This window comes from Micromonospora sp. IBSANI012, assembly GCF_052814045.1.
Map to the genome: position 1 here is coordinate 697,490 of NZ_CP199933.1, position 22,469 is coordinate 719,958.

Sequence of the window (22,469 nt, forward strand, 5' to 3'; positions counted from 1 at the left end):
GTCAGCACTTCACGGCGGCGAGCAGGCCGTGCCCCACCGGCAGTAGCGCCGGGATCCAGTGCTCGGACTCCCGGAGCGCCTTGATCGTCTCCCGGACGGTCACCGTCTCGGCGTCCCGCGCGGCCGGGTCGCCGATCCGCCCGCCGGCCAGGGTGCCGTTGAGGGCCAGCACCCCACCGGGTCGCAGCAGCCGCAGCGCGGCGTCGACGTACGCGGCGAAGCCGGTCGCCTCGGCGTCCACGAAGACCAGGTCGTACGCGCCGTCCGCGAGCCGGGGCAGCACGTCCAGCGCCCGCCCGGTGATGATCCGGGTACGCCCCGACGGGTAGCCGGCCTCGACGAAGATGCGCCGGGCGATCCGCTGGTGCTCGACCTCCAGGTCGATGGTGGTGAGCACGCCGTCGGCCCGCATCCCGCGCAGCAGCCAGACGCCGCTGACCCCGGTGCCGGTGCCGATCTCCACCACCGCCCGGGCGTTGCCGGCGGCGGCGAGCAGGCGCAGCGCCGCCCCGGCCCCGGGCGTCACCGCGTCGAGGCCCACCTCCCGGGCGAGGCTGCGGGCGGTCCGCAGCACGAGGTCCTCGCCGACGTACGACTCGGCGAACTGCAGCGCCTGCGCCGTCGGGGTGCCGGAATTGGCGACCGTGGCGATGGGACACCTCCGGGCGGCGGGAGTGGTGCGGGGGGCGGGTTGGCGGTATGAGCCTAGAGGCGAGCCTTTCGGCGCGCAGCCGCGCCGTCCGCCGTCGACGATCACGCCCGGCAAGAGCTGATGCCATCCGGCTCATCCGTGCAATCCTGGAAGCGGTATCCCTCGTTTCGCGACGGCCGCCGCACCACGCGGCACGGGGGGTCGGGGGACGGACTGGGAGGCACCGACGTGACCGACGGCTGGGACTGGCGCCAGCCCGGCGGGACTCCGGCACCGGCGGGACCGCCGGCCGGGGCGACGCCGGTGGGGCCGCCTGCGGCGCCGCACGGCGCCCCGGGCGGGACGACATCGCCCTGGTGGTCCGACGCGTTGGCCGACCCGTGGCGGGACCCGTACGCGCCGGCCGCCGTGGTCATCCCGGGCGCGCCCGACGCCGGGGCCGCGCCGGAACCGGTCAGCGACCCGGACGCCCCGGGCCGCCCGAGGCTGCGCCAGCTGCTGCTCGTCCCGCTGATCACCGCGCTGCTCGCCGGGTCCCTCGGCGGAGCCCTCGGGTACGCCTTCGCGGTCCGCGGCGGGGCCGGTGGCGGGGTGGCGCTCGGCGCCCGACCGGCCGAGGCGCCGGGCCTGGCCCAGCGTCGCCCCGAGTCGCTGGCCGGGGTCGCCGAGAAGGTCCTGCCCAGCGTGGTGACCGTCCGGGTGTCCAGCCTGGGCGGGGTGAGCGAGGGCTCGGGCTTCATCGTCAGCGCCGACGGGCACGTGATCACCAACGATCACGTGGTGTCCGGCGGCACCGGCCGGGCCTCGGTGGTCTTCAACGACGGCAGCACCGCGCCGGCCACCGTCGTCGGCCAGGACCCGGAGTCGGACATTGCGGTGATCAAGGTCAGCCGCACCGGGCTGCGCCCGGTGGAGTTCGGCGACTCCGACGCGCTGGCGGTCGGCGACCCAGTGCTCGCCATCGGTTCGCCGCTCTCGCTGGCCAACACCGTCACCGCCGGCATCGTCAGCGCCCTGGACCGCACCATGCAGGCCGGGGAGCCCGGCGGCCCGGTCCGCTACTACGCGGCGATCCAGACCGACGCGGCGGTCAACCACGGCAACTCCGGCGGCCCGCTGGTCGACTCCGCCGGCCGGGTGATCGGGGTCAACTCCACGATCAAGTCACTGGTCGCCGAGGGGCAGGAGGCGGGCAACATCGGCCTCGCCTTCGCCATCCCGATCAACCAGGCCAAGCGGATCACGCAGGACATCATCGGCACCGGCAAGGCCCGCCGTACGGTGATCGGCGCGCAGGTGGGCGGCGCCGGCACGATCACCGGCGGCGCCGGCGTACGGCTGGCGGCGGTGGAGCCATCCGGGCCGGCGGCCGGCGCGGGGCTGAAGGCCGGGGACGTGATCCTCAAGCTGAACGGCCGCCCGATGACCGAGCCGATCGACCTGATCGCCCTGGTACGCAAGTTCGCGCCGGGATCCGTGGTGACGGTGGAGTACCGGCGGGGGTCCGCCCGGCAGAACACCTCGGTGACGCTCGCCGCAGACGCCAAGTGAGGACCGGTCACCCCCTCCCGGCCGGGCACCCGACGTGCGTAGTCTTGCCTTGACGCCGACGAGGAGGCCCCAGCAGTGCTCGACAACCTGAACTGGTGGGAGATCGGTGCGCTGCTGCTCCTGGCGCTGCTGATCTTCGGTGACCGGCTGCCCAACGTCATCAACGACGGCCTGCGGATGGTCCGCAACCTGCGCGGCATGGCCCGCAACGCGACCGGCGACCTGAGTCGCGAGCTGGGCACCGACATCCAGCTGGAGGACCTGCACCCCAAGGCGTTCATCCGCAAGCACCTGCTCAGCGAAGAGGACGAGCAGGCGATCCGGAAGCCGTTGCAGGGCGTCTACGACAACCTGCGGGCGGACGTGACCGGCGTGCACAACGAGATCAAGGACGTCGCCGACGCCGCCGATCCGCGCGGCAGGGGCGGCCGCAAGGCCACCGCCACGGGCGGCGCGCCCGCCCCGGCCCCCCGCCCCAGCTACGACGACGCCACCTGACGCGTCCCGCACTCCCCACCCGACCGCACCCCGCACCACGCCCCCGTCCCGCGCGCTTCGCGCACGACCCGGGCAGGGCGCGCGGAGCGTGCACTTACAGAGAAAGAGTGGCCTCCCGAGCGCGGAAGGCCACTCTTTCTCTGTATTTGCGCGGATCTTGGGGCGCGCGGAGCGCGCGGGTGGGGTGGGGCGGGGTCAGCGGCCGGCGGGCTTGAGGCCGAGGGGCTTGCCGAGCAGGGACTCGCGGCGGACGGCGAGGCGGTCGGCGATCTGGGCCAGCGCCTTGGAGGCGGGGGCGTCCGGCTCGGCCAGCACGATCGGGTTGCCGGCGTCGCCGCCCTCGCGTACCCGGGTGTCGAGCGGGATCTGACCCAGCAGCGGCACCTGCGCGCCGATCGTCCGGCTCAGCGACTCGGCCACGGCCTGGCCGCCACCGGCGCCGAAGACCTCCATCCGCGAGCCGTCGGGCAGCTCCAGCCAGGCCATGTTCTCGATGACGCCGACCACCCGCTGGTGGGTCTGCAGGGCGATCGCGCCGGCCCGCTCGGCGACCTCGGCGGCCGCGGCCTGCGGCGTGGTCACCACCAGGATCTCGGCGTTCGGCAGCAGCTGAGCCACCGAGATGGCGATGTCGCCGGTGCCCGGGGGCAGGTCGAGCAGGAGCACGTCCAGGTCGCCCCAGTAGACGTCGCCGAGGAACTGCTGGAGCGCCCGGTGCAGCATCGGGCCGCGCCACACCACGGCGGCGTTGCCCGGGGTGAACATGCCGATCGAGATCACCTTCACGCCGTGCGCCTGCGGCGGCATGATCATGTCCTCGACCCGGGTCGGGCGGCCGTCCGCGCCGAGCATCCGGGGCACCGAGTGGCCGTAGATGTCCGCGTCGACCACGCCGACCGAGAGGCCCCGGGCGGCCAGCGCGGCGGCCAGGTTGACCGTCACGCTCGACTTGCCGACGCCACCCTTGCCGCTGGCCACCGCGTACACCCGGGTCCGGGAGCCGGGCTGGGCGAACGGGATCACCGGCTCCTCGGTGGCGTTGCCGCCGCGCAGCTTCGACTGGAGCTCCTGGCGCTGCTCGGGGCTCATCACGCCGAACTCGATCTCGACGCCCGTCACGCCGGGGACCGCCCCCACGGCGGCGGTGATGTCGGAGCGCAGCTTGTCCTTCAGCGGGCAGCCGGCGACGGTGAGCAGCAGCTCGACGCGTACGACGCCGTCGTCGCCGACCACGGCGGAGCGGACCATGCCGAGGTCCGTGATCGGGCGGCGGATCTCCGGGTCGTTGACGGTGGCCAGGGCGGCCTGGATCGCGTCGGAGATGGTGCTGACGGGTGCTGACATGCCCGCAATGCTACGTCGGCGGTGATCCGTCGCCGCCGGCAGCGGGGCCGGTGTGAGCGAATCGATGGCCCCTCCGGCGGGCCCGGGCCGCCCCGCCGGTCAGCCCTCCGGCCGGCCGTCGCGGGCGTAGTCGCCGTCCAGGTCGTCGCGGGGCTCGTCGAGACCCTCGCCGCCCCGCCGGACGGCCTTCTCCTGCTGCCGGCGTTCCAGCCGCTGCCGGCGCTGGGCCGCCTCGTCCAGCTCCTCGGCCAGCCGGGCCAGCTCGGAGCGGAGGAAGTCCCGGGTGGCCACCTCACCCATGGCGATCCGCAGCGCGGCGATCTCCCGGGTCAGGTACTCCGTGTCGGCCTTCTGCAGGGTGGCCCGCCGCCGGTCCTCCTCCAGCGCCACCCGGTCCCGGTCGGCCTGCCGGTTCTGCGCGAGCAGGATCAGCGGGGCCGCGTACGAGGCCTGCAACGACAGGATCAGGGTGAGGAAGGTGAAGGTGTACGGGTCGAAGCGCAGGTGCGCGGGGGCCAGGGTGTTCCAGCCGAACCAGAGCGCGATGACCACCGTCATGTAGACGATGAAGTTCGCCGTGCCCATGCCCCGGGCGATCCCCTCGGACCACCGGCCGAAGGCCTCCGGATCGAACCGGGGCAGCTTGACGCCCCGGGGCTCGCGCGGCTGGTCCAGTCGCTCGGCCCGTCGCTGGTCAGCCATCAGCGCCGTCCGTCCCCTCGGCGGGGCCCGGGGCCGGTACGGCGTCCCGGTCCCGCCAGTCGCGCGGCAGCGAGTGGTCGAGCACGTCGTCGACCGTGACCGCGCCGACCAGCCGGTTGTTGCGGTCCACCACCGGCATCGCGACCAGGTCGTAGGTGGCCATCCGGCGGGTGATCTCCGGCAGTGGGGTGGTCGGTCGCAGCGGGTCGATGTCGTTGACCACCACCCCGCCGAGCATCTCCGCCGGCGGCTCCCGGAGCAGCCGCTGGAAGTGCACCATGCCCAGGTAGCGGCCGGTGGGCGTGGTCATCGGGGCGCGGGCCACGAACACCTGGGCCGCGACGGCCGGGGAGAGCTGCTCCTCGCGGATCCGGGCGAGCGCCTCCGCGACGGTGGCGTCCGGCGGCAGGATCACCGGCTCGGAGGTCATCACGCTGCCCGCCGTACCGGAGGCGTAGCGCAGCAGCTGGCGGACCGGGTCGGCCTCGTTCGGCTCCATCAGGTCCAGCAGCACGTCCTGCTCCGGCGGCGGCAGCTCGTTGAGCAGGTCAGCGGCGTCGTCCGGGTCCATCTCCTCCAGCACGTCGGCGGCCCGTTCCCGGTCCAGCGCGGCGAGGATCTCCACCTGGTCGTGCTCCGGCAGCTCGCTGAGCACGTCGGCGAGGCGTTCGTCGTCGAGAGCCGCCGCGACCTCGTTGCGCCGCGCGTCGGGCAGGTCCTGCAGGGCGTTGGCCAGGTCGGCCGGACGCATGTCCTCCAGCACGGCGAGCAGGTTGGCCGTACCCCGGTTGGCGGCGATGCCACTCAGCCCGCGGACCCGGTCCCACTCGACCTGGTGCAGGTGGCCGCGGCGGGTGAGCCGGCCGGTCTGCTCGCGGACGGCGACCCGGGACAGCGACCACTCGCCACCCCGACTGCACTCCATCGCCACGTCGACCACCGCGCCCGGCTGGCCGCCCGGTTCGAGCTGGACCCGCCGGTCCAGCAGCTCCTGGAGCACCAGCAGCTCGTTGGGGCGCTTCTCGAAGCGGCGCAGGTTGAGGGTGCCGCTGCCGAGCACCACCGCGTCCGCGTCGATGGAGGTGATCCGGTTGATGGACAGGAAGATCCGCCGGCGCATCGGCATCTCGGCGACCAGGCCCACCACCTCGGGGGGACGCTGGGTCGGCCGGATCCGGGCCACCGCGTCACGCACCCGGCCCACCTGGTCGCCGTTCGGGTCGAAGACGGCGACTCCGGCGAGTCGGGCGATGTAGACCCGGTTCGGCGTGCTCACGGGCACCAGCCTAAGCGCCTAGTGTTTATCAACATGTCGACCTTGGCCTACGAGATCGTGGACGTCTTCACCGATCGCCCGTTCGCCGGCAACCCGCTGGCCGTGGTGTTCGGCGCCGAAGGGCTCGCCACCGAACAGATGCAGGCGCTCGCGCAGGAGTTCAACCTCTCGGAAACGGTGTTCGTGCTGCCGCCCACCCAGGTCGGGGCCACCTACCGGGCCCGGATCTTCACCCCGGCCGCGGAGTTGCCGTTCGCCGGGCACCCCAGCGTCGGCGCGGCGGTCACCGCCAGCCGGCGCGGCATGTTCGGTGTGGGCAGTATCACCCAGGAGTGCGGCGCCGGGGTGCTGCCGATCGAGGTCGGCGAGACCGGTGCCACCCTGACCGGCGGCACCCCCACCCTCGGGCCGGAGCTGGACCCGGAGCCGCTGCTGGAGATGGCCGGCCTCACCGCCGACGACCACGCCGGCCCGGCGCCCCGGGTGGCCGGCTGCGGGCTGGAGTTCCCCTACCTTCCGGTCCGCCCGGACGCGGTGGCCCGCGCCAAGGTCAACGCGGCGGCGGCGGAACGGTACGGGGTGGAGCATGTCAGCGTCTTCTCCTGGGACGCCGAGACGCAAACCGCGCACGCCCGCGTCTTCGTGCCCGGGCTCGGCGTGCCGGAGGACCCGGCCACCGGCTCGGCCGCCCTCGGGCTCGGCGTCTGGCTGGTCGCCAGCGGGCTGCTCCCCGGCGAGGGGCGCTCCGCGTACGCGGTCCGCCAGGGCATCGAGATCCACCGCCCGTCGGCGCTGGCCTGCACGGTGACCGCGGCCGACGGGGCGGCGGTCGGCGCCACCGTCTCCGGCCAGGTCATGGCGGTGGCCCGGGGCGAGATCCTGGTCCCGCCGTTCGTCGGTTGACCGGTGACCGCACGCCCCACGTACGAGAGGATGCCGGTGTGACGGACGAGGTGGACGCCCCGGTGTCGACGCCCCTGGTCGACGAGGCGATGAAGAAGGCGGCCGTGGCCTGGGTGAGCGTCGGCGACGGCCCGGCGCTGGCGCTGTGGTGCGTACCGCTGGAGGGATCGCTCTTCGTGGTCAGCGGGCCGGGCGAGCAGTCCGCGCCCGGGCTGGCCGACGCGGCGCAGGCGCGGGTGACCCTGCGCGGCGACCACGGCGGGCGGATCGTCACCTGGCCGGCCCAGGTGACCCGGCTGGCGCCGGGCACCGAGGCGTGGGAGACCGCCGCCCCGCTGGTGGCGGCCAAACGGCTGAACGCCTCCGGGCCCACCGCCGACCTGGTGGCCCGCTGGGCGGCCGACGGCTGCGCGCTGACCCGGCTCGCCCCGGCCGGCGCGCCGGACGCCGGCCCGGACCTGCCGGCCGGCTCGCTGGCCGAGGTGCCGCGCGAGACTCCCGCCGTGCGCGCCACCCGTAAACCGTTCCGCCTGCACAAGGTCCGCCGCCGCTGAGCCGGCGGCCCGGCGCTCAGCAACCCACCGGCACCGCGTCGACCAGCTCGACCACCTCGCTCAGCGAACCGACGACCGGGCCGTGCCAGTCCGGCTCGGCGTCGAAGACCAGGTGCCCGGCCAGGTCGGGGGCGGCCAGCCGCACGGCGGTCATCCCCGCCCGCTGCGCGCCGGTCAGCTCCCGGCTGCCGCCGTCACCGACGTAGAGGCAGTCCTCGGGCCGCACGGCGAGCCGACGGCAGGCGGCCAGGTAGAGCGCCGGGTCCGGCTTGCACCGGCCGACGTGGACGGAGAAGACCCGCGCGTCGAGCAGCGGGGCGACGGCCAGCTGCGGCAGGAACGCCGGCAGCTCGTGGGTGCAGTCGCTGACCACGCCGGTGCTGACACCCCGCTCCCGGAGCGCGGCGAGCGCGGGAACCGCGTCGTCGCGCAGCCGGGTGTCGGCGCGTACCGCCCGGTGCCGGGAGGCCACCGCCGCCCGGACGGCGTCGTCGGAGGGGTGGACGCCGGCCTGGGCGCAGACCCAGCGCAGCGTCGCCTCGGCGTTGCCGTGCCGGCCGCTGGCCCGCTGGTAGAAGGTGCGGTCGAGGACCGCGGCGAGCGTGTCGACGGGACAGCCGAGCAGCTCGGCGGTGGTTTCGTGGGCCGCGCCGCGCTGGACGCAGCGGGTCAGGGTGCCGAAGAAGTCGAACAGCACCGCGGGGTACCTGGGCATGGGAAAGCGCCTCCGGACGTCGAGGGGATCGCCGGTGCGGACGCGCATGATCGTAACGGAGCGTTGACGCTAAGTGGTGTCCGAAGTTGTGTGAGTATTGCTCTCCGTGTCTCCCACCCCGCACCGTCCGACGGTGGATCCGCTGACCGTCGGCGTCCTCGCGCTCGCCGTCGCCGCCGTCTCCTCCTCCGCCCCGCTGATCGCCTTCGCCGCGGCCCCGGCGCTGGCCGTCGCGTTCTGGCGCAACCTGCTCTCGGTCGCGGTGCTCGGCCCGTTCTCGCTGGCCCGCCGCCGGGCCGAGTTCCGGGCGCTGACCGTGGGGGCGGGCCGGCGGGAGGGCTGGTACTGCGCGCTCTCCGGCGTGGCGCTGGCCGCCCACTTCGCCACCTGGATGCCGAGCGCCCAGCTCACCTCGGTCGCCGCGGCCACCGCGCTCGGCGCCACCCAGCCGGTCTGGCAGGGGCTGATCGCCCGCTGGCAGGGCCGCCACCTGCCGTACGCCGTCTGGGTCGGCATCGCGGTGGCCGTGACGGGCGCGGTGCTCGCCACCGGCGCGGACGTCGCCGTCTCCGGGCGGGCCTTCGCCGGGGACCTGCTGGCGATCACCGGCGGCATGTTCGCCGCGGTCTACACCGCGTTCGGCGAGCGCGCCCGGGCCACCATCAGCACCACCACCTACACCACCATCTGCTACGGGGTGTGCGCGCTGATCCTGCTGGTGGTGTGCCTGGTCGGCGGCGTGCGACTGCGCGGGTACGACTCCGCCACCTGGCTGGCCATCCTCGGCCTGGTCGCCGGCGCCCAGCTGCTCGGGCACTCGATGTTCAACTACGCACTGCGCCGCGTCTCGGCCACCACGGTCAGCGTGCTGATCCTGCTGGAGGCGCCCGGCGCCGCCCTGATCGGCTGGGTCTGGCTCGGCCAGCTGCCCCGCCCGCTCGCGCTGCCCGGGCTGGCCCTGCTGCTGGTCGGGGTGGCCGTGGTGGTGCTCGGTGGCGCCCGCGCCGGCCGCCGCCCCGCACCGGCCCCGGTCCCCGCCGACGCCGCGCCACCCACCGGCTGACCGGTCCGCGCTTCTCGGGAGAACGCCGATTCCGCCGCCACGACCGCCGCTCGCGCGTGAGAGTGCGGAGGGAGGTGTGGCGGAGATGGCGCGGCGACAGGGCGACGGGGACGAGGCCGACATCGGCACCGTCGTCACCCCGTCGGCCGAGTTCCCGCCGCTCGCCCCGGAGGAGCTGGGCACCCTGCGTCGGATCGGTGACCGCTGGCGCGCCGACCACCCCGGCGAGCTGCCGATCGACCCGACCCTCGGTCGGCACGGCGGGCGCCCCACCCCGACCCGCTTCGGCCGGCTGGCCCCGATCGCCATGTTCCGCCGGGAGCAGCCGGACGAACTGGTCGCCACCGAACCGGCCAACCTGCCCGGCACCCGGTTCGGCCGGGCGCTGACCCGGCTGCGCCGGGCCGTCCTCGGTCCGCCGCTGTCCAGCGCGGCGGTGATCTACGAGCGGATGCGCAAGCTGGTGGCGCTGCCGGTGCTCTCCTCCGACCTGCTCAGTTCGGTGGCGTACGGCCCGGAGGCGATGCTGACCGTGCTGGTGCTGGCCGGCAGCGCGGCGTTGGGGCTCTCCCTGCCGCTGGCCGCCGGGCTGGTGCTGCTCATGGTGGCGGTCGGCATCTCCTACCGGCAGACCATCCCCGCCTACCCGCACGGCGCCGGGTCGTACATCGTCGCCGGGGACAACCTGGGCGCCGGGGCGGGGCTGACCGCCGCCGCCGGGCTGATGCTCGACTACGTGCTGACCGTGGCGGTCTCGGTGGCCGCCGGGGTGCACGCGATCACCTCGGCGCTGCCCGGGCTGGCGCCGTTCGCCGTGCCGCTCGGCGTGCTGGTGATCGCCGTGCTGCTCGCCGGCAACCTGCGCGGGGTCCGGACCGCCGGCAACATCTTCGTGCTCCCCACGTACGTCTTCGTGGTCGCGCTGCTGGCGTTGCTGGTGGTCGGCTACCTGCGGGCGGCCGGGCGCGGCTTCACGCCGGTGCCGCCGCCGGCGGTGCCGGCGGCCGAGGGGCTCGGCCTGCTGCTGGTGCTGCGGGCCTTCGCCTCGGGCGCGGTCTCGATGACCGGCATCGAGGCGGTGTCCAACGCGGTCCCGGCGTTCCGCCCGCCGGAGTGGCGCAACGCCCGCACCACGCTGGGCTGGATGGTGGCGATGCTGGTGCTGCTCTTCGCCGCGCTCACCCTGCTGATCCACCTGGCCGGCCTGGTGCCGAGGCCGGACCAGACCCTGCTGTCCCAGCTGGCCCGGGCCACCTTCCCGACCGGCCCCTGGTACGGCCTGATCCAGGCCGCCACCGCGCTGATCCTGCTGCTGGCCGCGAACACCGCCTTCAACGACTTCCCCCGGCTACTGTTCTTCATGGCCCGGGCCGGCCACGCGCCGCGCCGCTTCCTGCACATGGGGGACCGGCTGGCGTTCAGCGACGGCCTGGTCGCGCTCGCCGCGACCGCCGCGTTGGTCTTCGTCGCCTTCGGCGGGTACACCGAGCGGCTGATCCCGCTCTACGCGGTCGGGGTGTTCCTCGCCTTCACCCTCTCCCAGGCCGGGATGGTGGTGCACTGGCGCCGCCGGCGCGGGGCCGGCTGGCCGCGCCGGCTGGTGCTCAACGCGGTCGGCGCCACGCTCTCCGGGCTGGTGCTCGTCACCGCGGCGGTCGCCAAGTTCACCGAGGGCGCCTGGGTGGTGGTGATCGCCGTACCGCTGCTGGTGCTGCTCTTCCACCGGGTGCACCGGCACTACCGGAACCTGCACGCCGCGCTGGCCCTGCACCCGCCGCCGGTCGCGCCCGTCGCCGCCGGGCCCGCCGAGGGCGAGGAACTGCCCCAACAGGTACGCCACCTGGTGGTGGTCCCGATGGCCCGGCTCAACCGGGCTTCGCTGCGGGCGCTGGCGTACGCGGTGTCGCTGGGCCAGCCGACCCTGGCGGTGCACATCGCGCCTGAGGAGGCGGAGGCGGACCGGTTCCGCGAGCAGTGGCGGGCCTGGGGGGACCACGTGCGGCTGGAGACCATCGTGTCGCCGTACCGGGCGGTGATCGGGCCGCTGGCGCACTACCTGGAGGCGCTGCACGACACCGGGCCGGAGCTGGTGCTGACCGTGATCGTGCCGGAGGTGGTGCTGCGCCGGAGCTGGCACCGCCCGCTGCACAGCCGGACCGAGCAGCGGCTGCGCCGGGCGTTGCGGCCGCTGCCGGGGGTGGTGGTCACCAGCGTCCCGGTGCACCTCACCGAGTGAGCGCCGGGGGCCGGTGGGCGGTCAGCGGTCGTGGACCTCGATCACCCGGGTGGTCGGCGCCGCGTCGCCGATCGCCGCCCGCTGGGCCAGCCGGTCCGGGTCGGCCAGGAACCCCGCCAGCCCGGCCCGCGAGGCGAACCGGATGAGGTGCACCTCGGTGCGTTCGTCGGTGCTGTGCAACCGCCGTTCCAGCCGTCCGCCGTGCCGCCCGAGCAGACCGAGCACGGCGTCCTCGTACCGGTGGCCGGCGTCGACGGCGTCGGGTGCCAGGTCGACCACCGCCACCAGGAAGAGTTCCTCGCCCGGCGCGCTCATCCGTCGATGCCGACGGCCTCGGCGCTGGCCGTCCAGAGCCGGGCGGCGAGCTGCGGGTCGGCCGCCTTGCGCAGCGGCCGGCGCAGCTTCCGGTCGGCGTAGTAGGCGCCGTCGACCAGCCGGGACGGGTCCTGGTTGGCCAGCCAGACCAGTGTCTCCGCGCCCCGCTCCGGGCTGCGGAACGGCAGCAGCCGCATGCCGAGGGCGACCAGCCGGCTGTCCGCCCCGAACCGGGTCCGCACCACCCCGGGGTGGAAGCAGTACGACCGGACGTCCGGCCAGCGTCGGGCCGCCTCCGCGGTGAACAGGATGTTCGCCTGCTTGCTGGTGCCGTACGCGCGGATCGGCCGGTACGGGCGCAGCGTGGCGTTCAGGTCGTCCGGGTCGAGCGCACCGCTGCGGTGCGCGCCGGAGGCCGTCACCACCATCCGGCCGATCCGGTCGGCCAGCAGGTTGCTCAGCAGGAACGGGGCCAGGTGGTTGGCCTGCATGGAGAGTTCGAAGCCGTCCACGGTCGTGAGCGGTTCCAGCACGATCGCCCCGGCGTTGTTGACCAGCACGTCGATCCGGTCGTACGCGGCCCGCAACCGCTCGGCGAGCCCGCGTACGTCGTCGAGCACCGCGAAGTCGGCGCGGAACAGCTCGGGGCGCTCGCCGCAGGCCTCCCGTACCCGGTCCCCGGCGGCCTGGAGTCGGGCCGGGTCCCGCCCGACCAGCACGACCCGGTCGCCCCGGCGGGCCAGGGCCGTCGCGGCGGCCAGGCCGATGCCGGAGCTGGCCCCGGTCACCACCACGGTCCGACGGTCAGTGAGATCTTCCACAGGTCCATTCACCCCGGTCACGGCACGAGGTTACCGTGGCGTCACAACGCCCTTTGGGATCGTTAAGTTCTCGTTTCTCGTCATCCAGGTGGCGTCGGCGTGCCCGCCGGACGCTGGAAGGAGCGCATCCTATGGCCGCAGTCGGTCGCCCCCGCCGGTCCTGCCTCGCCGTGCCGGGTTCCAGCGTCAAGATGCTCGGCAAGGCCCAGGGCCTCCCCGCCGACCAGGTCTTCCTCGACCTGGAGGACGCGGTCGCCCCGCTGGCCAAGCCGGACGCCCGCAAGAACATCGTCGCGGCGCTCAACGAGGGCGACTGGGCCGGCAAGACCCGGGTGGTCCGGGTCAACGACCTGACCACCCCGTGGACCTACCGGGACGTCATCGAGGTGGTCGAGGGCGCCGGCGCGAACCTCGACTGCATCATGCTGCCGAAGGTGCAGAACGCCGCCCAGGTGCAGTGGCTGGACCTGACGCTGACCCAGATCGAGAAGACCCTGGGCCTGGAGGTCGGCCGGATCGGCATCGAGGCGCAGATCGAGAACGCGGCCGGCCTGGTCAACGTCGACGCCATCGCCGCCGCCTCGCCCCGGGTCGAGACCATCATCTTCGGCCCGGCCGACTTCATGGCCTCGATCAACATGAAGTCGCTGGTGGTCGGCGCGCTGATCCCGGACTACCCGGGCGACCCCTACCACTACATCCTGATGCGGATCCTGATGGCCGCCCGGATGCACGACAAGCAGGCCATCGACGGCCCGTTCCTGCAGATCCGCGACGTCGACGCGTTCCGCGAGGTGGCCAAGCGCTCCGCGGCGCTGGGCTTCGACGGCAAGTGGGTGCTGCACCCCGGCCAGATCGACGCCGCCAACGAGGTCTACCAGCCGGCCCAGGCCGACTACGACCACGCCGAGCTGATCCTCGACGCGTACGAGCACTACACCTCGGAGGCCGGCGGCAAGCTCGGCGCGGTGATGCTCGGCGACGAGATGATCGACGAGGCGTCCCGCAAGATGGCCCTGGTGATCTCCGCCAAGGGGCGCGCCGCCGGGATGACCCGCACCTCCAGTTTCACCCCGCCCTCCGAGTGAACCGGTCGGGCCGCCCCGGGCGACCGGGGCGGCCCCGGCGGTCAGGAGGTGCTGGAGGCGTCCATCACCGCGAGCACGATGACCACGACGTAGAACGCGAGCAGCAGCATCAGCAGGCCGGTCAGGATCCAGCCGACGATGATGGCCGCCTTGGCCATGCCCTCGCCGCCCTCACCGGTCTGGCGGATCTGCTTCATGGCGACGTGGCCGAGGATCGCGCCGACCGGCGCGGTGATGCAGGAGGCGAAGCCGACCAGCGAGAGCACCAGCGCGGCGATCGCCATGCTGTTGGTCTTCGCCACCGGCTGGCCGTACGCCGGGTAGGCGGCCGCCGGGTAGCCGGCCATCGCGTACGGGTCGACCGGGCCGGCCTGGGCCGGAACGGCGCCGGCGTACGGGTCGGCCGGGGCGTACGGGTCCCTGCCGGTCGGCTGGGCGGGAATGGGCTGGCCACTGACGGGCAGGGTCGGATCGGCCGACGGGTCGTGCCAGCCGCCGGGCGGTGGGGGATAGGTCATCAAGTCTCTCCGTCGCGTGTGGGTGCGCCGTCAGGGTAGTCATGACCGGACAAACCCGAGGTCCCCGTGGTGCCGCGTTGCCCGGGACGTCCCGAGCGGGCAGGATCTCGGCATGGCTATCGACGCGCGTGGTGCGGACCGTTCCGGCAGCCGATCGAGGCGGGACGTGAGCCGTCCCGGGCTGGCCCGGCGCACCCGCGCCGTCGCCACCGCCGGGCCGGACGACCAGGACGAGCCGGTGCCGGTGGCCGAGCCGGTCACCATGCGGCTGGACGGGCGGGTCGCCCTGGTCACCGGCGCGGGCAGCCCCGACGGCATCGGGTACGCGACCGCCCGCCGGCTGGCCGACCTGGGCGCCCGGGTGGCGATCGTCTCCACCACCCGGCGGATCCACGAACGGGCCGGCGAGCTGGGCGTCACCGGCTTCGTCGCCGACCTCACCGACGAGTCCGAGGTCGGCGCACTCGCCGACGCGGTGGCCGAGCAGCTCGGCGACGTCGAGGTGCTGGTCAACAACGCGGGCCTGGCCAGCCGGGCCAGTCCCGAGGTGCTGCGCCCGGTGGCCCAGCTCAGCTACGACGAGTGGCGGGGCGAGATCGACCGGAACCTGACCACCGCGTTCCTGTGCAGCCGCGCCTTCATCGGTGGGATGGCCGAGCGCGGCTGGGGGCGGATCGTGAACCTGGCGGCGACCGCCGGGCCGGTGAACGCGCTGCCCACCGAGGCGGCGTACGCGGCGGCCAAGGCCGGCGTGGTCGGGCTGACCCGTGCCCTGGCGATGGAGATGATCGCCGACGGGGTGACCGTGAACGCGGTGGCCCCGGGCACCATCTACACGGCGGCCTCGACGGTGGCCGAGATCAAGCAGGGGATGGGGACCCCGGTCGGGCGCCCCGGCACCCCCGACGAGGTGGCTGCCGCCATCACCTTCCTCTGCTCGCCGGCCGCCTCGTACATCACCGGCCAGATGCTGGTGGTGGACGGCGGCAACAGCGTCCGCGAGGCGCAGTTCCGCTGACCCTCGCCGGGGTCAGTTGTAGGTGCCGCCGCCGTCGGAGTTGGCCCAGATGGCGAGGCCGATCCAGCCGCAGCAGACGAGCAGGCCGATCGCGGTGAAGACGTAGCTGAGGATCAGCCCCCAGGTGGCGAGCTGGTCACCGTCCTCGCCGGTGCGCCGGATCTGCCGCTTCGCCAGGTGGCCGAGGACGATCCCGGCCGGGGCGAAGACGAAGGCGAAGACCAGCGACAGGATCGCCATGGTGTTCGGTCCGCCGCCGCCTCCCGGTGGCGGGCCGTACTGGCCGTACGGGCCCTGCGGCGGGTACGCCGGCTGCTGCGCCCACTGCTGGTGCTCCTGCGGCTGCCCCCACTGCGGCTGGCCCGACTGCTGGCCCCACTGCTGCTGCTCGGGCTGTTGCCCCCACTGCGGCTGCTCCTGCGGCTGCCCCCACTGCGGCTGCTCCTGCGGCTGCCCCCGCTGCGGCTGGTCGGGCTGCTGGCCCCACTGCTGCTGCTCCGGCTGCTGGCCCCACTGGGGCAGCCCGGAGGGCTGGCCCGGCTGCTCGTACGGCGACGGCGGCTGCTCCGGCTCGCCGGGTGGTGGATGACTCACGTCCGTTCGCCTCCTCCGCCGCAGGTCACAGCGCCTCTCTCTTGCGGACGCTACCCGCAGCGGTGAACCTTTTCACAGCGGTTGTGTGGACTGGTCACCTTGGCCTCGACGGTCCCGGGGCCGATACTGACCGAGCGTTCAGTTACCCATGAGTAATGCGCCGATCCCCCGGAGGCTGAGATGGCCAGACTCGCCCAGACGCCCGGCCTGACCGACGTGCAGCGGTCGATCCTGGAAACCGTCCGGGAGTTCGCCGACAAGGAGATCATCCCGCACGCGCAGCGGCTGGAGCACGCCGACGAGTACCCGACCGACATCCTCGACGGGATGCGGGAGATGGGCCTGTTCGGTCTCACCATCGACGAGGAGTACGGCGGCCTGGGCGAGTCCCTGCTGACCTACGCCCTGGTGGTCGAGCAGCTGTCGCGGGGCTGGATGTCGATCTCCGGCATCGTCAACACCCACTTCATCGTGGCGTACCTGATCTCCCAGCACGGCTCCGCCGAGCAGAAGGCCCGGCTGCTGCCGAAGATGGCCACCGGCGAGGTGCGCGGCGCGTTCTCGATGTCAGAGCCGGAGACCGGCTCCGACGTCTCGGCGATCAAGTCGAAGGCCGTCCGCGACGGCGACAACTACGTCCTCAACGGCCAGAAGATGTGGCTGACCAACGGGGCGTACTCGTCGGTGGTGGCCACCCTGGTCAAGACCGACACCGGCGCGGAGTCGGTCTACGGCAACATGAGCACCTTCCTGCTGGAGAAGGAGCCCGGCTTCGGCGAGACCGCGCCCGGCCTGACCATCCCCGGCAAGATCGACAAGATGGGCTACAAGGGCGTCGAGACCACCGAGATGGTGCTCGACGGCGTCACCGTCCCCGCGTCCGCCGTCCTCGGCGGCGCGGACAAGGTCGGTCGCGGCTTCTACCAGATGATGGACGGCATCGAGGTCGGCCGGGTCAACGTGGCCGCCCGGGCCTGCGGCATCTCCATCCGCGCCTTCGAGCTGGCCGTCCAGTACGCCCAGCAGCGCCGCACCTTCGGCCAGCCGCTCGCGAAGCACCAGGCCATCGCCTTCAAGCTCGCCGAGATGGGCACCAAGATCGAGGCCGCCCACGCGCTCATGGTCAACGCCGCCCGGCTCAAGGACGCCGGCCAGCGCAACGACGTCGAGGCCGGCATGGCCAAGCTGCTCGCCTCGGAGTACTGCGCCGAGGTCGTCCAGGAGGCGTTCCGCATCCACGGCGGCTACGGCTACTCCAAGGAGTACGAGATCGAGCGGCTGATGCGGGAGGCGCCCTTCCTGCTCATCGGCGAGGGCACCTCGGAGATCCAGAAGACCATCATCTCCCGGGGCCTGCTCAAGGAGTACAAGCTCTGACCGGTGCGCCGGTCACCGACCGGCCGGCTCGACAGCCGGCTCCGGCGCGGTGACCGGCCCGCCCGCCAGCACGTACGGGCGCGACCGGTACTCCTCGATCGCGGCGGCCAGCCGCTGCTCGGGCACGGCGGTGTCCCGACCACCCACCACCGGCGCCGGTTCCAGCGACGGCCACCTGACCGGTCGCAGCCGTACCCCGTTCAGCCGGCCGTCCCGCTTGTGCAGGCTGACCCGGTCGATGTTGGACCAGTCGTAGGACTGGCTGCCGTAGCGGATCCCGCCGGCGGTCAGCGCCAACCGGCCGGTGAACCGCGCCTCCTGGTAGGCGATCCGTCCCACCGCCGCCGCCGCGCCGAGGACCAGCAGCGTCCGGACGATCCGGCCCCACTCCCGGTCGGCCGGGAACCACGAGGTGATCACCACCGCCGTCCCGGCCACCAGGGTCAGGTCCGCCAGGACATCCACCCAGCCGGCCAGCGACCGCCGGGCCACCAGCCCCGGCTCGACCGCGTCCCGGCCGGCCACCCGGGCCGTCCAGGCCAGCCGGCCGTTCCGCCGCGGCCACCAGCGCCGTCCCAGGTGGTTCACGCCGAACACCAGCCAGACGCAGGCGAAGCCGTCGAAGGTGGTGGACCGGGACAGCGCCAGCAGCGGCGCGGCCACCGCCACCGTGACCACCGCGGCGACCGCCAGGGAGAGCAGCCGACGCGACCAGAGCCCGTCCCGGGCCGGGGGCAGGCGCAGGCGCGGCGTCCGCAGCAGAGGCATGGGCGCAGGGTACGGTCCGGCCGCCAGCAGTCCGGGCTGTCGAGCCCGGCTAGCGCTCGGCGCCGGGGACGCCGACCCCGAGGTGGCGACGGGCCGAGGCGACCAGCGCGTCCGGGTCGTCGGCGTAGAGGCGGACCTCGGTGACCGGCGCGCTCGGGCCCTTCGGCAGCGCGAGTGAGAGCGGCTCGCGGAGGACGACGTCGACGCTGGTCTGGCTGCCGGTGGAAAGGTTCAGGATCGGCCCGGCGTCGCCCTGCTCGACCTGGACGCCGCGGCTGGACGGCAGCGAACGGTAGCTCTTCGCGACGGTGGCGACGGCAGTCCAGGGCAGCGTGACGTCGAGCGAGATGCCGTTGCGGATGCGCAGCCCGTCGCGGTCGAGGACGTGCGGGTGGACCCGCAGGCTGGCGAAGAGCCCGATCATCCAGAGCAGACCCCAGATCCCGAGCCCGAGCGCGAGCTGCCGTACCCACGGCCACGGCACGGTCCGGCTGATGATCAGGTCGAAGATCGGGATCTCGATCGCGGAGAGGCCGATGAAGACACCCAGGATCGGCTTCACCACCCCCAGGTAGCTGAACGTCTCCGCGCCGGGCTCCACCGTCAGGGGCCGCCGCGCCAGCCAGCGGTAGAGGCTGCGCCACATGCCGATCTCGTACGTGACCGCGCGGCGCAGCAGCACCAGTACGAACCGCCAGCCGTGCTCCCGCATGATCGCCCACCCTCCACCGTTTTACGTTGCAGTCGCACTGTAAACGGCGGCTTCCGCAGGTGTCAATTCAGTCGCATTGTGAAACCATGGGCGCATGCCGAAGCGGGTGGACCACCGGGAACGCCGCACGCAGATCGCCGACGCCCTGATGCGGGTGGCCGCGGAGCACGGGCTGGAAGCGGTCAGCCTGCGGCACGTGGCGGCCGAGGCCGGTGTCTCCGCCGGGATGGTGCAGCACTACTTCCGCACCAAGGACGAGATGATGGCCTTCGCGCTGTCGGTCGTCCGCGAGCACAACGAGGCCCGGGTGACGGCGGCCGTCACCGCGCTGGGCGCGACCCCGTCTCCGCGTACCCTCCTGCGGACCATGCTCGGCGAGGTGCTGCCCCTCGACGCCCCCCGGCAGGCCGACGGCCGGGTCGCCCTGGCCTTCCTCGCCTACACCGCCGTACGCCCCGACGTCGCAGCCGGCCTGCACCAGGACACCGCCGGCCTGCTGGCCTTCATCGCCGGCCAGCTCCGAGCCGCCCAGGCGGCCGGCGCGGCCCGCCCCGAGGTCGACCCGGACGATGCGGCGGTGGGCCTGCTGGCGCTCATGGAAGGGCTCGGCGTCTACCTGCTCGGCGGGCACTTCCCGCCGGAGACCGCGCTCGCCGCGCTCGACGCCCAGCTCGACCTGATCTTCGGGCCGGACGGGCCGGCCGACTGAAACCGGCCGCTCAGCCCAGCCGGGTCAGCCCGGCGGCGGCGCGCTCCACGATCAGGCAGCGGTCCTCGACGTAGTCCATGCCCGCCTCCTCGGCGATCCGCCGCGCCTGCGCCGAGACGATGCCCAGTTGTAGCCACACCGCCGGCGCGCCGATCGCCGCGGCGTCCCGGACCACCTGCACGGCGTCCGCCGCCGGCCGGAACACGTCCACCAGATCGACCGGGTGCGGGATGTCGGCCAGTGACGCGTACGCCCGCTCGCCGAAGAGCTCGTCGACCGTCGGGTTGACCGGGATGATCCGCCAGCCGTACCGCTGCATCTGCAACGGCACGCTGTGCGCGGCCTTACGGGGGTCGCGGGACGCGCCCACGACGGCGATCACGGCCGAGTCGGCGAGGATCTGCTCAGCGGTACGCACCCGCCGACTCTAACCCCACCGGTGCAGTGGTCCGCCGGCTACAGGAGCGACAGTTGCTCGGCCGCGGGCGGCGCCTCGGGGGTCGGCAGCCGCCGGTTGTCGCCCCGCTCGCCCCGGTGCAGCCCGTGCCGGCGGGCCGCGATCCGCACCCGCGCGGTCAACTCCCGCTGGTACGCCTGCGGCGCGTACGCACCCGCCCGGTACAGCTCGCGGTAACGCGGCACCAGGTGCGGGAACTCCCGGGCCAGCCAGTGCGCGTACCACTCGCGGGCGCCGGGGCGCAGGTGCAGCGCCATCGGCGTCACGCTGGCCGCCCCGGCCGCGGCCACCGCCGACACCGTCGCGTCGATCGACTCGTCGCTGTCGCTGAGCCCGGGCAGGATCGGCGCCATCAGCACGCCCACCTCGAAGCCCGCGTCGGCGAGCGCGCGTACCGCGTCGAGTCGCCGGCGCGGGCTCGGGGTGCCCGGCTCGACCGCCCGCCACAGCGCCTCGTCGACGAACCCCACCGAGTACGAGACGCCGACCCGGGTCACCTCGGCGGCCTGGCGCAGCAGCGGCAGGTCCCGCAGGATCAGCGTGCCCTTGGTCAGGATGGAGAACGGATTGGCGAAGTCACGCAGCGCCTCGATGATCGGCGGCATCAACCGGTACCGTCCCTCGGCCCGCTGGTAGCAGTCCACGTTGGTGCCCATCGCGATGTGCGCGCCGCGCCAACGCGGGGCCGCCAGCTCCCGCCGGACCAGCTCGCCGGCGTTGACCTTGACGATCACCTTGCGGTCGAAGTCCGCGCCCGCGTCGAGGTCCAGGTAGGTGTGGGTGTTGCGCGCAAAGCAGTTGTGACTCACCACACCGTTGGCGATGAAGTCGCCGGTGCCGGTGGTGATGTCCCAGAGCGGAAGCTCCAGCCCGAGCGCCTCGATGCTGGTCACCCTGAGCCGGGCCTGACACTTCAGCGCGGCTCCCTCGATCGACCGCTTGCGCGTGATGGCGGGATCGGTCAGATGGAAGAAGCGGAGCCGCTCCGGCAGTCCGCCGGTCAGGCGCAGTTGTCTGACGCGGTTCGGTCGCCCCGGATCCTCGAGCACGGCCGTGAAGCCGAACCGGCTCAGGGCCGCCGCCGTCTGGTCGAGGATCGCGTCGTCGCCGTTGCTGATCCTGAGCGCGCCCCGGCTGCAGCTTCCCTCCGCGTCGAAGATGCCGGCGAGGAAGCCGAGTCGCCAGTCGTCGGTCGGGTCCGCGGGCCACTGAATCAGTTGGCTGATCATTTCGATGTGCCGCTGCTTCGACGTCCGGATGGCGGCCACTGCCTGCCGGGTGCGACTGGCCGCGGAGAAGGAAAACCGCTGTGTCTCGACACCGGCCTCGCTGAGGTAGCGCTCCGACCTCTGCAACGCTTCGTCATCGACCAGCGCCAACCGGAACCGGTGCACCGTCCCGTAGGAATAGGTGTGGGTGCCGAGGTGGGCGTCTCCCCGAACCATTCCGCAGAGGTAGCCACGGCGGTAGTCGGCGGACTCCTTGGGGCCGGTTGCGAAGCGGCCGGTGCCGATCAGGCGGTTGTTGGTGGTCAGGTAAGGGCGCTGCCCTGGGCCGTTCATCGCTCCCGTGACGTACTTCCAACCCCGCTCCGACAGGAAGCGGTGGTCACCGCTGGCGATCAGTGAAGTGCCGTCCTCCAGAGTGACGCGGTAGGCGGGCTTCGTTGTCGACCACTTGTCGAGGACGGTGGTCACGACGTAACGGCGGTAAGCCCCCTGTTGCGCGGTGCCATAGATCCGGTCGCCCGGCTCCAACTCACTGATCGGCTTCGTGCGTCCGTCCGCCATCAGCACGGGAGTGTCACCCGAGACGCAGTACACACACGCATGACTGCACCCCCGGTACGGGTTGATCGTCCATTCGAACGGGACGCGGGACGCCCCGGGCACCTTGTTGATGATCGACTTGGCCTGCACCTCGTAGAAGGTCATCCCGGCGAAGCCGGGGGTGTCGAAGGTGCGGGCGATCGCGCCGGGCAGCGCCAGCGGCAGGGGTGGAGTCGCTGGCGCTGACCCGTCGGGATGCCCCTCGTCCGGGGGAGCGGAGAGGTTCTCCCAGCGCATGACACCCATTCGAACATGTGTACGAGAACAGCGCAAGTGACCCGCCGGACACCGGCTCCCGCCCGTCGGGCGGCGGGTGGAGGATGGAGCCATGGAGAGGTCGACCTTCGTCTACGACGGGGACTGCGCGTTCTGCACCCGGTGCGCCGAGTTCATCGAGCGGCGCATCCCGACCGGTGCCCGGGTGGTGCCGTGGCAGTTCGCCGACCTCGACGCCCTCGGGCTGACCGAGGCCGAGTGCGAGGAGGCGGTGCAGTGGGTCGGCGCCGACGGCTCCCGCGCCGCCGGACCCGACGCCATCGCCCGGCTGCTCGGCGACAGCGGTCCGCTCTGGCGGGTGGCCGGCGCGGGGTTGCGCGTCCCGCCGGTCCGCTTCGCCGCCTGGCCCGCGTACCGCTGGGTGGCCCGCAACCGGCACCGGCTTCCCGGCGGGACCGCCGCCTGCGCCCTGCCCCAGGAGGCGCGGGAGCGCCTGTACGGCCCGAGCGGCCGCCCCACCACCGACGCCTGACCCGCCGCCGGCGTCGTCGGG

24 protein-coding genes are annotated in these 22,469 nt (G+C 73.5%); 11 read left to right on the plus strand and 13 right to left on the minus strand.

What is annotated here, in order from left to right:
• Position 1: 1 nt before the first annotated feature.
• Positions 2–610, minus strand: a complete 609-nt coding sequence (locus ACTWM8_RS03425) for an O-methyltransferase (protein ID WP_446214450.1) — start codon at positions 608–610, stop codon at positions 2–4.
• 255 nt (positions 611–865) lie between these two features.
• Between ACTWM8_RS03425 and ACTWM8_RS03430 the strand changes: the two genes are divergently transcribed.
• Together ACTWM8_RS03430 and ACTWM8_RS03435 are read left to right on the plus strand one after the other, a co-directional pair.
• A complete protein-coding gene (locus ACTWM8_RS03430) occupies positions 866–2,203 on the plus strand; it encodes a S1C family serine protease (protein ID WP_446214451.1) in 1,338 nt (445 codons plus the stop codon).
• Positions 2,204–2,278: 75 nt separating this feature from the next.
• Positions 2,279–2,701, plus strand: a complete 423-nt coding sequence (locus ACTWM8_RS03435; protein WP_446212522.1) for a preprotein translocase subunit TatB — start codon at positions 2,279–2,281, stop codon at positions 2,699–2,701.
• A gap of 195 nt (positions 2,702–2,896) precedes the next feature.
• Here ACTWM8_RS03435 and ACTWM8_RS03440 read toward each other — a convergent pair whose 3' ends face one another.
• From ACTWM8_RS03440 to ACTWM8_RS03450, 3 genes are all read right to left on the minus strand, one after another.
• Entirely contained in the window at positions 2,897–4,045 is a 1,149-nt protein-coding gene (locus ACTWM8_RS03440) for an Mrp/NBP35 family ATP-binding protein (RefSeq protein WP_088964126.1), read from the minus strand.
• 99 nt (positions 4,046–4,144) lie between these two features.
• Positions 4,145–4,747 (minus strand): DUF1003 domain-containing protein, encoded by a 603-nt coding sequence (locus tag ACTWM8_RS03445; protein WP_154939861.1) that lies wholly within the window; start codon positions 4,745–4,747, stop codon positions 4,145–4,147.
• The gene (locus ACTWM8_RS03450; RefSeq protein ID WP_377604792.1) at positions 4,740–6,023 is read right to left on the minus strand and encodes a magnesium transporter MgtE N-terminal domain-containing protein; all 1,284 of its coding nucleotides are present in this window, start codon (positions 6,021–6,023) and stop codon (positions 4,740–4,742) included. Before ACTWM8_RS03450 ends, ACTWM8_RS03445 begins: the two co-directional genes overlap by 8 nt.
• A 33-nt stretch (positions 6,024–6,056) precedes the next feature.
• Between ACTWM8_RS03450 and ACTWM8_RS03455 the strand changes: the two genes are divergently transcribed.
• Together ACTWM8_RS03455 and ACTWM8_RS03460 are read left to right on the plus strand one after the other, a co-directional pair.
• Positions 6,057–6,926, plus strand: a complete 870-nt coding sequence (locus tag ACTWM8_RS03455; RefSeq protein ID WP_446212523.1) for a PhzF family phenazine biosynthesis protein — start codon at positions 6,057–6,059, stop codon at positions 6,924–6,926.
• Positions 6,927–7,015: 89 nt separating this feature from the next.
• Entirely contained in the window at positions 7,016–7,480 is a 465-nt protein-coding gene (locus ACTWM8_RS03460; protein WP_446214452.1) for a hypothetical protein, read from the plus strand.
• Positions 7,481–7,496: 16 nt separating this feature from the next.
• Here the strand turns inward: ACTWM8_RS03460 and ACTWM8_RS03465 are convergent, their stop codons facing one another.
• Complete coding sequence (locus tag ACTWM8_RS03465; RefSeq protein WP_446212524.1) at positions 7,497–8,195, minus strand: HAD family hydrolase; 699 nt, start codon at positions 8,193–8,195, stop codon at positions 7,497–7,499.
• Between the two features lie 97 nt (positions 8,196–8,292).
• On the opposite strand from ACTWM8_RS03465, the gene ACTWM8_RS03470 reads away from it, so the two are divergent.
• On the plus strand, positions 8,293–9,258 hold the full coding sequence (locus ACTWM8_RS03470; RefSeq protein WP_446212525.1) for a DMT family transporter: 966 nt from the start codon (positions 8,293–8,295) through the stop codon (positions 9,256–9,258).
• Positions 9,259–9,343: 85 nt separating this feature from the next.
• Positions 9,344–11,494, plus strand: coding sequence for an APC family permease (locus ACTWM8_RS03475; protein WP_446212526.1), 2,151 nt, complete (start codon positions 9,344–9,346; stop codon positions 11,492–11,494).
• A 21-nt stretch (positions 11,495–11,515) separates the two neighbouring features.
• Here the strand turns inward: ACTWM8_RS03475 and ACTWM8_RS03480 are convergent, their stop codons facing one another.
• Positions 11,516–11,809 (minus strand): hypothetical protein, encoded by a 294-nt coding sequence (locus tag ACTWM8_RS03480; RefSeq protein ID WP_446212527.1) that lies wholly within the window; start codon positions 11,807–11,809, stop codon positions 11,516–11,518.
• The gene (locus ACTWM8_RS03485) at positions 11,806–12,630 is read right to left on the minus strand and encodes an SDR family NAD(P)-dependent oxidoreductase (RefSeq protein ID WP_446212528.1); all 825 of its coding nucleotides are present in this window, start codon (positions 12,628–12,630) and stop codon (positions 11,806–11,808) included. The genes ACTWM8_RS03480 and ACTWM8_RS03485 overlap by 4 nt, the downstream gene beginning before the upstream one ends.
• Positions 12,631–12,761: 131 nt before the next feature.
• On the opposite strand from ACTWM8_RS03485, the gene ACTWM8_RS03490 reads away from it, so the two are divergent.
• A complete protein-coding gene (locus tag ACTWM8_RS03490; protein ID WP_446212529.1) occupies positions 12,762–13,718 on the plus strand; it encodes an HpcH/HpaI aldolase/citrate lyase family protein in 957 nt (318 codons plus the stop codon).
• 41 nt (positions 13,719–13,759) lie between these two features.
• Here the strand turns inward: ACTWM8_RS03490 and ACTWM8_RS03495 are convergent, their stop codons facing one another.
• Positions 13,760–14,236, minus strand: coding sequence for a DUF4190 domain-containing protein (locus tag ACTWM8_RS03495; RefSeq protein WP_446212530.1), 477 nt, complete (start codon positions 14,234–14,236; stop codon positions 13,760–13,762).
• A gap of 112 nt (positions 14,237–14,348) precedes the next feature.
• On the opposite strand from ACTWM8_RS03495, the gene ACTWM8_RS03500 reads away from it, so the two are divergent.
• Positions 14,349–15,254 (plus strand): SDR family NAD(P)-dependent oxidoreductase, encoded by a 906-nt coding sequence (locus ACTWM8_RS03500; RefSeq protein ID WP_446212531.1) that lies wholly within the window; start codon positions 14,349–14,351, stop codon positions 15,252–15,254.
• 12 nt (positions 15,255–15,266) lie between these two features.
• Here the strand turns inward: ACTWM8_RS03500 and ACTWM8_RS03505 are convergent, their stop codons facing one another.
• The gene (locus ACTWM8_RS03505; protein WP_446212532.1) at positions 15,267–15,848 is read right to left on the minus strand and encodes a DUF4190 domain-containing protein; all 582 of its coding nucleotides are present in this window, start codon (positions 15,846–15,848) and stop codon (positions 15,267–15,269) included.
• Between the two features lie 180 nt (positions 15,849–16,028).
• Between ACTWM8_RS03505 and ACTWM8_RS03510 the strand changes: the two genes are divergently transcribed.
• The gene (locus tag ACTWM8_RS03510; protein WP_088964115.1) at positions 16,029–17,225 is read left to right on the plus strand and encodes an acyl-CoA dehydrogenase family protein; all 1,197 of its coding nucleotides are present in this window, start codon (positions 16,029–16,031) and stop codon (positions 17,223–17,225) included.
• 12 nt (positions 17,226–17,237) lie between these two features.
• On the opposite strand, the gene ACTWM8_RS03515 is transcribed toward ACTWM8_RS03510, so the two are convergent.
• Together ACTWM8_RS03515 and ACTWM8_RS03520 are read right to left on the minus strand one after the other, a co-directional pair.
• Positions 17,238–17,993 carry a hypothetical protein gene (locus ACTWM8_RS03515; protein WP_446212533.1) on the minus strand — a complete coding sequence of 252 codons (756 nt, stop codon included), beginning with the start codon at positions 17,991–17,993 and terminating at the stop codon, positions 17,238–17,240.
• 49 nt (positions 17,994–18,042) lie between these two features.
• Positions 18,043–18,705, minus strand: coding sequence for a PH domain-containing protein (locus ACTWM8_RS03520; protein WP_446212534.1), 663 nt, complete (start codon positions 18,703–18,705; stop codon positions 18,043–18,045).
• Positions 18,706–18,799: 94 nt separating this feature from the next.
• Between ACTWM8_RS03520 and ACTWM8_RS03525 the strand changes: the two genes are divergently transcribed.
• Positions 18,800–19,414: a TetR/AcrR family transcriptional regulator gene (locus tag ACTWM8_RS03525; RefSeq protein ID WP_446212535.1), complete on the plus strand. Its 615-nt coding sequence runs from the start codon at positions 18,800–18,802 to the stop codon at positions 19,412–19,414.
• Between the two features lie 10 nt (positions 19,415–19,424).
• Here the strand turns inward: ACTWM8_RS03525 and ACTWM8_RS03530 are convergent, their stop codons facing one another.
• Together ACTWM8_RS03530 and ACTWM8_RS03535 are read right to left on the minus strand one after the other, a co-directional pair.
• Positions 19,425–19,832 (minus strand): CoA-binding protein, encoded by a 408-nt coding sequence (locus ACTWM8_RS03530; protein WP_446212536.1) that lies wholly within the window; start codon positions 19,830–19,832, stop codon positions 19,425–19,427.
• 38 nt (positions 19,833–19,870) lie between these two features.
• On the minus strand, positions 19,871–21,937 hold the full coding sequence (locus tag ACTWM8_RS03535) for an intein-containing Rv2578c family radical SAM protein (RefSeq protein WP_446214453.1): 2,067 nt from the start codon (positions 21,935–21,937) through the stop codon (positions 19,871–19,873).
• A 91-nt stretch (positions 21,938–22,028) separates the two neighbouring features.
• Between ACTWM8_RS03535 and ACTWM8_RS03540 the strand changes: the two genes are divergently transcribed.
• Positions 22,029–22,448 (plus strand): thiol-disulfide oxidoreductase DCC family protein, encoded by a 420-nt coding sequence (locus ACTWM8_RS03540; RefSeq protein ID WP_446212537.1) that lies wholly within the window; start codon positions 22,029–22,031, stop codon positions 22,446–22,448.
• Positions 22,449–22,469: the final 21 nt, after the last annotated feature.